The 13,468-nt window shown below is 56.5% G+C and carries 11 protein-coding genes; 5 read left to right on the top strand and 6 right to left on the bottom strand.

Annotated features, from left to right (window positions below; translation table 11 throughout):
- Nucleotides 1-2 precede the first annotated feature (2 nt).
- On the top strand, nt 3-815 hold the full coding sequence (locus tag Mal52_RS04685; RefSeq protein WP_145374556.1) for a carbohydrate ABC transporter permease: 813 nt from the start codon (nt 3-5) through the stop codon (nt 813-815).
- 36 nt (nt 816-851) lie between these two features.
- On the opposite strand, the gene Mal52_RS04680 is transcribed toward Mal52_RS04685, so the two are convergent.
- Nucleotides 852-1,274 (bottom strand): globin domain-containing protein, encoded by a 423-nt coding sequence (locus Mal52_RS04680; RefSeq protein ID WP_145374555.1) that lies wholly within the window; start codon nt 1,272-1,274, stop codon nt 852-854.
- Between the two features lie 115 nt (nt 1,275-1,389).
- Nucleotides 1,390-2,517, bottom strand: coding sequence for a HEAT repeat domain-containing protein (locus Mal52_RS04675; RefSeq protein WP_145374554.1), 1,128 nt, complete (start codon nt 2,515-2,517; stop codon nt 1,390-1,392).
- A 710-nt stretch (nt 2,518-3,227) separates the two neighbouring features.
- Between Mal52_RS04675 and Mal52_RS04670 the strand changes: the two genes are divergently transcribed.
- Together Mal52_RS04670 and Mal52_RS04665 are read left to right on the top strand one after the other, a co-directional pair.
- Entirely contained in the window at nt 3,228-4,172 is a 945-nt protein-coding gene (locus tag Mal52_RS04670) for a polysaccharide biosynthesis/export family protein (protein WP_197533705.1), read from the top strand.
- 242 nt (nt 4,173-4,414) lie between these two features.
- The gene (locus Mal52_RS04665) at nt 4,415-4,810 is read left to right on the top strand and encodes a hypothetical protein (protein WP_145374552.1); all 396 of its coding nucleotides are present in this window, start codon (nt 4,415-4,417) and stop codon (nt 4,808-4,810) included.
- Between the two features lie 91 nt (nt 4,811-4,901).
- Here Mal52_RS04665 and Mal52_RS04660 read toward each other — a convergent pair whose 3' ends face one another.
- From Mal52_RS04660 to Mal52_RS04645, 4 genes are all read right to left on the bottom strand, one after another.
- Nucleotides 4,902-5,969 (bottom strand): beta/alpha barrel domain-containing protein, encoded by a 1,068-nt coding sequence (locus Mal52_RS04660; RefSeq protein WP_145374551.1) that lies wholly within the window; start codon nt 5,967-5,969, stop codon nt 4,902-4,904.
- 40 nt (nt 5,970-6,009) lie between these two features.
- Nucleotides 6,010-6,471 carry a DUF2784 domain-containing protein gene (locus tag Mal52_RS04655; protein WP_231962525.1) on the bottom strand — a complete coding sequence of 154 codons (462 nt, stop codon included), beginning with the start codon at nt 6,469-6,471 and terminating at the stop codon, nt 6,010-6,012.
- Between the two features lie 68 nt (nt 6,472-6,539).
- Nucleotides 6,540-6,896, bottom strand: a complete 357-nt coding sequence (locus tag Mal52_RS04650; RefSeq protein WP_145374550.1) for a PilZ domain-containing protein — start codon at nt 6,894-6,896, stop codon at nt 6,540-6,542.
- Nucleotides 6,897-7,143: 247 nt separating this feature from the next.
- Nucleotides 7,144-8,418, bottom strand: a complete 1,275-nt coding sequence (locus tag Mal52_RS04645) for a hypothetical protein (RefSeq protein ID WP_145374549.1) — start codon at nt 8,416-8,418, stop codon at nt 7,144-7,146.
- A gap of 365 nt (nt 8,419-8,783) precedes the next feature.
- On the opposite strand from Mal52_RS04645, the gene Mal52_RS04640 reads away from it, so the two are divergent.
- Both Mal52_RS04640 and Mal52_RS04635 read left to right on the top strand, forming a co-directional pair.
- On the top strand, nt 8,784-9,608 hold the full coding sequence (locus tag Mal52_RS04640) for a ParA family protein (RefSeq protein ID WP_145374548.1): 825 nt from the start codon (nt 8,784-8,786) through the stop codon (nt 9,606-9,608).
- Nucleotides 9,609-10,020: 412 nt separating this feature from the next.
- The gene (locus Mal52_RS04635) at nt 10,021-13,437 is read left to right on the top strand and encodes a hypothetical protein (protein WP_145374547.1); all 3,417 of its coding nucleotides are present in this window, start codon (nt 10,021-10,023) and stop codon (nt 13,435-13,437) included.
- Nucleotides 13,438-13,468: the final 31 nt, after the last annotated feature.

Below are 13,468 nucleotides of genomic sequence, written 5' to 3'. Positions count from 1 at the left end.
CCATGCAACGCCCCCCACGTTTCGCCCACCCGCTGCTCATCCTCCTCGCCGTCGGCTTTGCGTTGCCGTTGGTGTGGATGTTGTTCAGTTCGTTTAAGCCGCCGGGACAACTCGAAAGTGAAATGTGGCCTAGCGAATGGCATACGGAGAATTATGCGCAAGCACTGAGTGCCGGGAACTTCGGCCGCTACTTGGCCAATTCTATCGTGTTGTGTGTGCTGAATGTGCTCGGCACGTTGTTGTCCTGTTCAGTTGTCGCTTATGGATTCGCGCGGCTGCGTTGGCCGGGGCGGGATTTGTTGTTCTTTGTGCTGATCGCCACCATGCTGTTGCCGTTTCATGTGACGATGCTGCCGCGGTTCCAATTGTTCGCCGCCCTGGGCATGTACAACACCTATTGGCCGCTGGTGTTGCCAAGCTGGTTGGCCGGGGAAGCATTTTACGTTTTTTTGTTGCGGCAGTTTTTCTTGACGATTCCGGAGGAACTCTCCGAAGCGGCGCGACTGGATGGTGCCGGCGAATGGACGATTTTCTCGCGGATCATCATTCCCCTTGCCTGGCCGGCGCTGGCTACGGTGGCGCTGTTTCAATTCCTGCATACCTGGAACGAATTCGCCGGACCGCTGCTATATCTCAATGATCCGCACAAATTTCCGCTTGCCTATGCCTTGCAGCAATTCGTCAGCGCCTACAACACCGAGTTTGGTCCGTTGATGGCGGCAGCGGTCATGTTCACCGCTCCGGTCATCGTGTTGTTTTTCCTAGCGCAAAAAACCTTCATCCGCGGCATCGCCACGACGGGTCTCAAGGGATGAGAGGGGCTCTCACAGCGAGTTGCCTGCGGACCATGCTCAATAGTACGAGCCGATCAACGCAATCCCGGGAGCCACCACACGCTGCCACGCGGCCGTGATTTCAGGCGTAACTTCGGAATCAGTTTCGCCAATGGTCGCCACCAAGGCATTGACCCACAACGGATAAAGCGCGGGTTGGATCGCATGATGCTTGCGATCATGCAGCACACCTAAGCGGCGGATCTCGACCTCAACGTCCGCGTCGCCCGCTGAAAAGTCGATCAGACTTTCAATCCCCACTCGCAACAATTCGTTCTGCTTGACCATATCGGTCGCGGCGAACATGGGGCCGATTTCCGACGACTGTTGCGCTAGATGATCGTAGAAAATATCCGAAAATTCTGCATGCGTTTTGCAACGTTGAAAGCTGAGCCGAACATGCTCTAAATCTTCGCGGGTGATATCGTCCTTGTTCGTCACAGCGCCAACAGTTCAAAAGGAGTAAGGGAAATGCGTTAGGCAATGATCCACGTTATCCCGAACTGCGCGCGTTTCGTCAACCGAAGTTCCCTAGGATCGCTTTCCTAGCGGGCGATTAGTCTCGCACACGATCAAGCGCCACTGCAGCTGCTTGGCGGACTTCTTGGTTCGGATCGCTGGCCGCGGCAGTCAAAACCGTTTCCGCGTCCTTCGCCGACGGCCCGATTTCTCCCAACGCAAAAGCGGCCGCAACGCGAACCCCGTCGTTGACATCCCGCAGGCGACGCGCCAAGGCGTCGACGATCATGGGATTTTTTGGAGCAATGTCCCCCAATGCATAAGCGGCAGCCCAGCGGACTTCCGGATCATCATCCCGCAGCGCCAAGGCCATCGTTTCCAGTGCGTCGCGGTTCCCTTCCGCAACCGTCCACAACGCCTCTGCGGCTTGGACGCGAATTTTGCCCGAGTTCTTCCGAGCAGCAATCTTCAGCGCCGGAATCGCTTCACGGGCAGCCGGTCCCATTTCCGCAAGCGCGACAGCGGCAAACGACTTGGCTCGCGGCGTGCTGAAGTTGATCGCATCGGCCAACGTGGGAACTGAAAACTCCGCTTGTTGAGTAATCCGCCACAGCGCCAATGCCGCTTGAACGCGAATCAAGTGATCGCGGTCACGCAGCATCACTGTCAATGTGGGTGCAGCTGCGATTGCGTCTTCACCCCGGCGGCCTAACTGATAAATGGCTTCGCGACACGTCGCCGCATCCCCCGAGCGAACTTGCGAGAGTAAGACAGCGACGTCACCTTCCGCCTTGGGCGGCAACGTTGTGAGAATCAAGACCGGCGTTTCCGGTTTCGTACCGATCGAACGCCGGTCCTTTTCCATCTGCGTCAGGTGCAGTGCGCTAATCGGCGGGGCCACATGTTGCGGATGCGAGGCGGCCGCACGTTGAATCACCTTATGCTGTGGTTCCGTATGCCCCACCAAGCGAACTGTGCCGTTCGTGGGACGGCGAACCGTTGCGATTGGCTGAACCGGTTGACGCGACTGTGGAGCCTGAAGTTGTGGAGTTTGCTGTTGTACCACAACCGCTGGGGAGGAGGTCTGTGGCGCCTGAGCAATATCCGACTCACCGGCTGGGCGAGCAACCGTGTTGTACCCTTGAGATCCGGAACAGCCGATGGCCAACGCCAAGGACAAGCTCACAAATCGTCCGCGGTTTTTTTGGATAATTGCCACCATCATATTCCTCCACTGATCAATACCCGCTCGTTATCGCAAAATTTGTCGCAAACAAGACTCCCCTGGCAGCGCCGAAACGTAACTGCCGGGACCACGTCTTGTGGTATCGAACGTCGACATTTTCAGGAAAACCGGCACAATACAATCGGGTTTTGCCGGAGGAACAGGTACGATCGGTAACCACGCCCCGGCGCAATCGCTACAAGCGTTAAAGTCTACCCAACCGGACCTTTGAATGTTGCAAAACCTTTTCAAGCAACAGGTTAGGCACTGCCGTCGCTGCAAGTTTCGATGGGGACAGGAAATACGCCGACTGCTCACCGACTGGGCGCAGATGTTAATCACGGTAGAAGGGGAAAATCTGGCACAATCGTCACGATTCGCTCAAAGGGTCCTCAGCCGCTGGTCGATGAACGGAATGTTTCAGATCGATTATCGTGTGGCGGACGGGCAAAACCGGTTCGTTCACACAACACGAGAACAACGGGCGGTGTTCCCGCACTCGCACTACTAGTTCTCGTGCTCGATGGACAACGACCCAACCTTTCGCGAGCATCGACCCAGCCATGCGACACTCATGCCGCCTTCAACGCGCTAGCCTATTGGCTTTGATTACTATCAGTTCTCTGTTTGCCACCGGGTGCGCAGCGGCGAATCGGACAGATACTCCGACGCCCATTTATACGAATGTGCCCAGAGAGCTGCAGAAAACGATGATGCCGGCATACGTCATCGAACCGCCTGACGAATTGTTGATCCAAACGGTCAACAACATCCGTCGTCGCGACGATAAACTTCTTCCCGGGGATAGCCTGCGGATCCTGTCGAACACGACCATTCCGATCTTGCCGGAAGACTCTGAAGTCACGGTCTCATTTAAGGAAATTGCCCGCGCCTACCTCATCGAGAATGACGGCAAGGTCAACCTGGGGCCGGAATACGGCAAAGTCGAGGTCGCTGGAATGACCATCGACGAAGCTCAAAACGCGGTGCTGGATCACTTGAATGAAATCTTCATCAATCCTCCCAAGCTCTCTGTTGAGTTGGAACAACTCGGCGGTAAGCAAGTCGTCGACGGTCCGCACCTCGTCCGTATGGACGGGACCGTTCACCTGGGAGTTTACGGCAGCGTGGTTGTCGCCGGTTACACATTGGAACAAGCCAAGATGCTGCTCGAAGAGCACCTGTCGCAATATATCCTCAATCCGGAAGTCAATGTTGATGTCTCCGGCTACAACAGCAAGGTCTACTACATCATCAACGACGGAGGCGGCGAAGGAGACCAACTCTACAGCTTGCCGATTAAGGGAAATGAAACCGTGCTCGACGCCTTCGCCCAAGTTGGCGGACTGCCGACGATCGGTAGCAAGAAAAAGATCTGGGTCGCACGCCCCGCTCCGGCGGAATTGGATGCCGAACAGATTCTGCCGGTCGACTGGGATGCCATCGTCAAAGGGGGATCGACGCGAACGAACTACCAAATTCTCCCGGGTGACCGCATCTACGTAGCCGCCGACCCGATGTTCGCCTCAGACATCTTCATTGCCAAAGTCATTGCACCGTTTGAACGACTGTTTGGATTCACGATTCTCGGCAACGGTGCCGTGCGGAATATTCAGCAAGGTACCTCATTCGGAGGCGGTGGCGGCGGATTCTAATTGCTAATCCTACGGATGCCGAACATTTAATAAGCAGACTTGGTAAATTAGAAGCGATGGTATCCACAAAATGCCGAGTAAATAGTTTACCAAGTCTGATGCGGCGAACGGCCTAGACATTTTAGTTTACTTCGCTGCTTTTCCAGGTATAATCGTTGATGAGGCAAGCACATTCGGATCAACGGATTTTCGATGGCTCCGGATGTGACTAACCCCCAACGACTTAAATAGGGTGACGAACCATGTTACGACGAACTCTGCTCGTACCCGCGGTGATGTTGATTCTGAGCACTGTTGTTGAAATTGATGTGAACGCACAATCACCAGTTCGACGACCGCGCCGGCCCAGCGTCCGCAGTAATCCTCCCGTCAGCCCTTACTTGAACTTGTTGCGCCGCGACGCCTCGATTGGCGAGAATTATTTCAACCTCGTCCGTCCGCAACAAGAATTCCGTCAAGGGATTGTGAATAACAACCAAGAGATCGGTCAGTTGCGGCAGCAAACCAATAACCTGCAGTTGGAACAGCAAGACACGGTGAATTATATTCGCCGACAGGCTGCCGGCTCCCGCTTGGGCGTCACCGGACACACTTCATCGTTCATGAACCACAGCCAATACTATGGCGGCGGTCGTTAACTGCTGTCTGGCCATGCTCAACGAACCACGACGCATAACGCGGTTCGGCTCTTCTCAAAAAAGAGTCGAACCGTTTTTTTGTGCGCTCACTTCACCGTGACTCGGAGCCGAATGCCCGGCGAATCTTCTCACCGATCAATGGATCAACCATCGCTGCTGTCGCTATGTGTACGCTGACCGCCCCAGCACGCAAATGGGCACGCACGTCATCCGCACTGCCAATCCCTCCAACACCGATGATTTCCAACTCAGCCCGCTGCTTGGTGATCTCTTGCCGGAAGCGTTCAACTTGCTCAAGCGCAGCGTCGCGCGTAGCGAGACCACAGATTCCGCGCGGATCGCCGCCGAACAACAAGTCCGCTCCATCAGCAGCAACTGTCGCTGCCACGCTATTGGTCATGGCCAATCCATCCGCAAAAGGTTGCACAGCTGCGATCAACGCCGACATCGCTGCATCATCCGTGACATGGCCGATCTTAATGATGTAGGGTGTGCGGCCGACGGCTTGGCGAACCGCCTCGGCAATACAACGCGCAGCATCGGGTTGCAGATACAATTGGCCGTCGCACGTGTTCACGTTGGGACAGGAGAAGTTGGTCTCCACGCAGTCAGCGCCGCTGTCGACCGCCCATTTCGCGCACTGTGCATAGTCGGCCGCCAAGTCCTCGGTGGACCACCCCGGCTGAATGCTACCGACGACTGACACCGACAGTACTTTCTCCGGCGCCAATCGATCGCGCGTACGTTGCACATCGGCCCGCCAAACGTCCGGCGGTTGCGAGGGCATTCCAAACGAAACGGCCCAACTTCCCCGCATCGTTGCCGAGACGGGAAGCGCCGACTCGCCGCCGCGCATCATGCCATCAACTTCGACTGGCTGTAGGTTGGGCAGCGGATAACATTCCCGCGCGCTGCTGCGAACCGTCTTGTAGGTCAAGACGTCAAAACCCAAACTCGCGTAATACAACAGCCAGGCACCGTTCAATAACGGCCCAGCTGGAATTCCCAACGGTGAAGGAACCGGCTTTCCGAAAAACGACCATGTCCCCTCAACGGGCGCAAGACCCAACTCGACAGGTCCCGGCGGATGGTCGTAGTTCCAGGCATAACTTCGACACGGGTCATAGCGCGGCAGGTTGTTAAGAGCGTGTGTTTCCATCCCCCAAGTTTAAAGCCTCAGGGCCGGAACCGCCAAGTCATCAACCACTGATATCATCCGCAGTCCGCGAATCCGATTTCCGCCAGGGCCATCGGGGCGGCACGATGATCAATGTCGCAACCACCGATAATCCGAATAGCGTGTACATCACCGTGAAGGTAGCGGGCGACAAATCCATGAAGAGCACATCGTGCACCCACCGTCCGATGAAGTCACCAGTATAGTCGCCCATCCCCGCTTTTTCACGGAGGAACTTCTCCAACGTCGTCAACGGGCAGACAATCCCCAACCAGGATTCAATGACGACGACCAAAATCATCGTCAAATGCAGACTGCGAAACCAAAAGTTAGAGACCCACCGCTGGCCCCAGAGTGATCCGACCAATACGGCCAGCAAGCCAAAGATCACGAAGGCCACATAGGCGCCGTGCAGAAACACGACGGCATCGGCAAGTAGGGAATACAGCGTCTGCATACAAACTACGATGCGCTGCAGACGCATTTTATTCCCGGCAAGCACGCTGATTTCACAACTTGCTCGACCGAGCGATAGCGAGGTTCATCTCCGCTCTACTCGTTGGGGTCGACTTTTTCCAGAAATGTTCCGCCGCTGATGAACATACCTCCTTCGCAAGGATGGCACCACTCCAGCTGCACGCGATAGTGAAACTCGCGGCTGTCGCTGGCCAATTTCACCAACACGACTCCAGGCGTCACCGAGCCTTTGTGCAACAGTCCTATCCCCAAACGGCTGATCTCACGCGTCATACAGGCGATGATGTTGCCCCGCGAAGTGACAATCTCAGCCGGCACGGATAGATCCAACCTCTCGACCGCGCGATCATGATGGTCCTCGGAATCGCCGATGCTTTCCAGAACACGTTTCAAGTCATCTGTCGTGGGTCGGCTCCAGGGGTCGCTCGACATCGCTGCCACTCCAAGTTGCAAAGTACGTTGATTTACGGAACGAAGACGCGGTTTAATTCCCTGAAGTATAGGTCGCCGCCGGCAGTGAGGCGGGCGTACAAATCCGGTCGGGTCAAATCCCTTGCTCCGATAATCGTTGCAACCGGAATTTCGCGAGCAACCAACGTGATACCCAACGTCCTTGAGTGAACTGGGTGTCGCTCAGCAGCGTCATTGACCGGCGCGCGAGCGTTTCGTGGCCGGAGGATCACACCTCATCACGGGCGCGCGATCGCCGCCAGAGGCCCCACGCGAACAACAGTCCAAAGCCCACCAGAGAGCCGATCAGGAGCGAATTGCGATTCGCCAATTTCGTCGGCCATGCCTTGGCGACTCCACGAAATTTGGGAGCCGGCAGCCGATTCGGAATTTGCACGACAGCGGCGGGAGCTTGTTCCTCTTCTTCTTGGGCAACCAGACCGGCGTCAATCTCGTCCACGTCTCCTTCGGGGATCAACGACTCGGGAAAAATGGCGCGGCGAAGATCGTCCACCGGCGTATGCGCTCTGTCGGCCAAGGGCCGTGCCGGCGAACGGAATTGATTCGAAAGCTTTGGACGCTCCGACGAACCTTCAGTGTCTGAAACATCAGCAGCCTCCGCAGACGATCTCTCCGCCCCTCCCTCCGCGGATTCGTCGAAGTTAAAGTCAGCCAATGTTGCGATGGACTGATTGGAGACACCGGTCGGTGGTGTCGTGGAAGGGGATTCGCTCCAAGGTTGTGGTTCGCGAACGGTCGGCACACTCTCTGGAATCGATTCGTCGATCTCGATCACGCCGATCTCTTCGGACAATTCCGCGCTGTCCGAAAACTGATCCTCACTAGCCCCCAACGCCGGTAAGCTATCCAAGGGATCGGGTTCGAATTCGGCATCCGTTAAGTCCGATTCGTCCGTATCAGTCGCAGTCGCATCCTCAGCCTCATTTCCCCAAGGGAACCGCAACATCGACAACAATCGTTGGCCGCGCGTGCGGACCGGAGGCACGGGTGCCTCTTTTGTTTCGGGATCTGCGTTCGTGTCAATTTGTTCGGCCACATCGACGTCGTTCTCTTCAACGACATCTTCGAGCGTTTCCGATTTCGGCGTATCACCACTATTCCAGTTGATCAACCGCCGCAATGGATTGAATGATTCAGTGGTCTTGTCCGCCGGATGCTCCGCCACGGTCTGATCTTCAATGGCCACACCTTCGGTAGCGGCGGCGATGGCGCCATCCAGTTCCGAAACAGTTTCATCAGCGGCCGGGACCTGCAATGTGGTAGCGGTGTTGCTGACTACACCAGCCTGTTCCGCCTGTCCATCGCCCGATTCAGCGACATCTCGCGCAGCGGACGCACCGTTCACGCGGCTAAATCCGGCCGACGAGGGACGGGGAAGCGCCGATGTGCGTGGTCTTCGGGAACAGCCGACCCCTAAGAATAGCAAACCGACGAGCAACCACCCCATCGTCCGCATCATTCGATTTTTGGGGAGTTTTGACATAACACAACAAGTTACCTGGAGCCGTCCGCCATTTCGGAATATCGAGCGAACGGTTTTTACGGAATCCGGACCGCTGACGCAACACCGCTTTTGCCCCGCTTTCCTATCCTAAAACCTTAAAACCATCTTCAAAACCCGTTTGCGCTGGTTCTCGAAACTTGCAAATCGGTGTCAGTGGGACGCGCCGGAGGATTTTGAAACGACTTGTCGACGACCTGCCGCCGAACTCCTCTTTCGCTCTTTTGGGATGACGTCTATACTCCGCGCCTGCCTGCCTTCGGAGAAAACCGGGGCGCCACGAGTAGGTGATCGACACACGAGCCGTTTTAGACGTTGCCCAATAGATATAGAGGGAAGGGAATCCCATGCGCACGATCGTTGTAATGAATCAAAAAGGGGGCGTCGGCAAAACGACAACCAGCGTCAATTTATCCGCCGGACTGGCAAATGCCGGACGCCGCGTTTGCCTGGTCGATCTCGATCCGCAAGCCCACGCCTCGCTCCACGTCGGGATCGAAGCCCACGGCAAAACCCCCACCATCTACGATGTCTTCGCCGACTCCAAAACCATGACCGAGGCTCGACAACTGGTCGCTTCGAACTTGTGGTGCATTCCCTCGAGCATTGATCTGGCCGCCGCTGAAATGGAGCTCGCCGATGTCCCGGGCCGCGAACTCATTTTGAAAGCAGCGATCAACGAATTGCGGCAAAATGAACCCTACGACTACGTCGTCATGGATTGCCCCCCGTCACTGGGGGTGTTAACCGTCAACGCGTTGGCGGCCGCCGAAGAGGTATTCATCCCCTTGCAACCGCACTTCTTAGCGCTGCACGGGCTCTCGAAATTGTTTGAAACCACAGCTCTCGTCAATCGCCGACTGAACCGGCAACTGCGGGTCAGCGGCGTGGTGCTGTGCATGTATGAAACCGGAACGCGCCTGGCTGCGGACATTGCCGAGGATCTGGCCGAGTTCTTGGAACATGCCGATCCACATGCTCCCTGGGCGGGCGCTAGAATCTTCCGTAGCAAAATCCGCCGAAACATCAAATTGGCCGAGGCTCCTAGTCACGGCAAACCTATTTTTCAATATGCACCCAAATGTCATGGCTCGGAAGACTATGGCGCGCTCATCGAAGAAGTGATGGATAGCGAAACATCTCAGACGATTGCACCAGCGCGGGCTGCGTGAGGCCGAGATAACGATTCGCTTCTCTGCGCTGGAGAAGCCGCCGCCCGCTGGGCGGCACGGGACGCGTAACGACACGGGATTGGCAGTCGGCGTCACCACAGGGGGAACGAAATCATCGACATTCGCTTTTCGGCGTCTCGCCGACATGATCGATCTTTGCGCGCAGTGCCCCCATGCGGTACGCGACAAGCTCACGATTGTGACATCGTTGTCACAAAACCAATCACTCCCGTGAGAAATGCTGCGCAATTTTTAAAAAAACCTGGATTTCTTGCAATGATTTTATCATTCTCGACGTCTTATAACGGGGAACACTGCATCTATCGGTTCCTGAGACCGACACATTGCTCACCGCTTTTTGAATCCGCCAGACACCACAACTCTTCTGTTTAACTCTGCGAGGCATTGTCCCATGCGAATCCGTTCGCTCACCACACGCATGTTATTTGGCTCATTGTGCTGCGGACTCGTCGCCGCGCTGCCCGTCAACGCCTTCTCCCAAGAGACGCCCGCCACGGAAGTCGCGGACGATTCGCAACCGGAAACCAGCCCCGCCGAGGAACCGACTCCGGACGCGGAACCCAATCCGGCCGCGGACTGGGAACGGCTAATTTACCTACCCTACAAAAACCTCAAACAGGTCTTTGAAAAGGAAACGGCGACCGTCTTCATGCCGTACTCCCAGTACCTCAAACTGTGGGCCGGCAAGACCATACCCGATGGCGACTCCGAAAAACCCCCGATCGGGGCGGTGATTTCTCGGGCGGATTATCGCGGAAAAGTCGTCAATGATTTGGTAAAAATCGAAGCGGTCTTCACCGTGCAAGTGCTCGGCAAACCATGGGCCGAAGTCCCCTTGCAATTCGGCGACGCCGCTGTCGGAAAAATGACTGCCAGCAACGAACGGATTCTACTACGTGGCACCGGCGAAGGGACGTATGCCTTACTGCTTCCCGAAAAAGGGGAACATACGGTGACGTTGGAACTCGTGTCACGAATCCGCACGTCGCCCGATGGACGGAGTTTCTCACTGCAATGCCCCACGGTCGGCATCACCAACTTCGATTTGGAAATCCCCGCCGCCGACCAAACAGTCGAAGTCACGCCGCATCTCGTCTCCACGCCCATCAAAACCGAAGGCAACCTCACCCGCGTGCAGGCGGGACTGGGGGCGACGAAGACCATTTCCGCGCGGTGGCATCCCCGTGTCAGTTCCGCTCCCGAAATGGACCTGCTGGCCAGCGTTGAAAACCAATTGGACATTCGCGTGGCGGACGGGCTGATCCATACGCACGCAGCACTGGCCTACAAAGTTCTCCGGGGCAATTTGGACCAAGTCCGCATCGCTGTTCCCACTGGACATCGCATTCTCGATGTCGCCTCTCCCGCGCTCAAAGGCTGGCAGGCGGCCAAGGAACAATCGGGACAGGTGATCACCGTCGATCTGTTGCCGGGCAAATCACGCACTATCACGATCGAAGTCCATACCGAACGTCCCGTCCCGGACGACACATTTTCCCTCGCGGGCATCGATCCCGATGGCGTCAATCATGGGATTCACGCGCGAGGCGCGGTTCGCGAAAGCGGTTTGATTTCCGTCAACCACGCTGCGGACATCACCCTGCCGATCGAAACTCAAACCGGCCTCACGCGGATTGAATCAGCTGAGATCCCCAAAGCCATGCGGCGACCGGGCGGCATGTATTTCAAATTCTACACCCGCGATTTCGACTTCCAACTGCGCGCCAAACCCGTTGAACCACGGATAACCGCCGTGCAAAACACGCGATTGGAATTCCGTGATGACGAACTGCACGTCGATACCTCAACAATCTATACCGTCGAACGAGCCGGCGTTTTCGAACTCCGCTACCAATTACCCGAAAACTTCAAAGTCGCCGCCGTCCATTGCGAGCAAATGGAAAAATATACAGTCACCGAGGACACGCAAGAATTGGTAGTTGCTCTCTCGCAAAAAAACATGGGCCAGATCTATGTCGTCATCAGCGGCAATGTGGATTTTCAGGCCGGTAAGGAAAAAACCGAACTCAAACTCCCCGTGCTGACACCCATCGGCACCACCCGCGAAACGGGGACCGTCGCTGTCTTCGCGCCCGAGGCGATTGAAATCGTCACCGAAGAAGATGCGGTCATCGCCGCACAACCCATCCGTCCCCGCAACATCCATCCCGTACCCAACATGCGGATCACAGCCGTCTGGGCTTATACGCAGCGTCCCATGGAAATCACCGTCACCACCCTCCGCAAACCGACGCGTTTGACCGCATCAGTCGCAACGCAGGTGAACATCAAACAAGAACTTGTCGAAGTCAACGCCCTGTTGCACTTCGACATTCAATACGCCGGCATCGATACGTTTGTCTTCGCCGTGCCCGAATCCGTAGAGGACGTTCAAATTGAAAATGTCGATTCCGGAAACGGCACCGCCATCAAACAGAGAAGTCGCGCGGACGAAGCCGAAGAGGGTTGGGTCACTTGGACCGTCGCCATGCAACGCGATGTCACCGGTTCACAACAGTTTCGCATTAAATATGACCTCAAACCCGAAACCGAGGGGACAACCGCAACGGTGCTGATCGAACCGCCGCGCGTGTTGGACGTTCCGGCTAATACTTCCCGCGGCACAGCAGCGGTCTCACCGGCGCGCGTTTACGGCGAAGTCGCGGTGAACAAGGATCGCGCATTGTCCGTCGCCGCTGCCACCGAGACGCTGGAAGCCATCGACGTACGCGAACTCAAACTGCTTAATCAAAACACGGATCTGGCCTATCGCTATTTCAAGCAGCCGGTCGAAGTTCAATTGACCGCCTCGAAACACGAAATCCAGGAAGTCGTCGAAACGGTCGTCCCCCGCGCTTTAATCGAAGCCGTCACGAGCACCGATGCGGGAACGACCTATCGCTGCCGCTACAAAATCACCTCCAGCGAACGCCAACGCCTCTCGATCGATTTGCCCGCCGAAGCTGAGTTGCTGGGCGTAACGGTCGCCGGTAAACGGGGATCGCTCGAACGCAACGCCGCCGGATCACCCCCAGCCGGTTGGGAATCATATTTTGTGAACGTCGCCCGCGAAGGCAGCTCTGAAAAACCATTTCACCTAATGGTCCTGTTCCGCGTCGAACGCGTAAACGCGACCTTTCCTCAATGGGGCGGACCGCTCTCCATCGACATTCCCCGCATTGGCGGATCCAACGCCGTACCGGTCCAGCAACTTCGCGTCGCTGCCTGGGTCCCTGACGAATACGCACTGGTCGGGTCCCCCGAGCAATTCAGCAATGACCGTCAGGCTTTCCCCAACTGGAATCCCGCGGCAATCGCCTCGACCGACAACCCCAACGACCTCAATACCTGGATTGGCGGAGACTCAGCGGGGCTGTTTGAATTCCCCATCTCCGGACACGCCTATAGTTACACCAACCTGGGCGGCACCGACCGCTTTACCGTCACCTACTGGCGGTCCGCGATGTATATGGTCGTTATTAGCGGCGCGCTGTTCTTGGTGGCACTGCTGTTGAGCAGAACATCATGGCACAACAAACTCAGCGTGTTGGTTATCGGCGGATTCGTGTTGGCCCTGTTGGCGGTCCGCTTCCCGAATCTCGCCGTCCACGCATTCAGCGCCGCCCTACTCGGTATCATCGCCATGGCCGTCCTGTGGTGCGTGCATAGCTTATTCCGGCTACGTCCGCATTTACCGATTGGCGAAAACGTTTCTCAACTCGCGCAACCGGTTTCCCTTGCAACCGTCGTCCCCCCTCCGGGCGTGTTTGCGGACTGGAATGCAAACTTCCGCAAGCGGCGCGATTAAATCGTCGCCCCAGTCGACCGAATCGTTGAGT

This window comes from Symmachiella dynata (genome assembly GCF_007747995.1).
GTDB classification, from domain to species: Bacteria; Planctomycetota; Planctomycetia; order Planctomycetales; family Planctomycetaceae; genus Symmachiella; species Symmachiella dynata.
The sequence above is the reverse complement of the archived record's forward strand: the minus strand, read 5'-3'. Positions and strand labels throughout refer to the sequence as shown.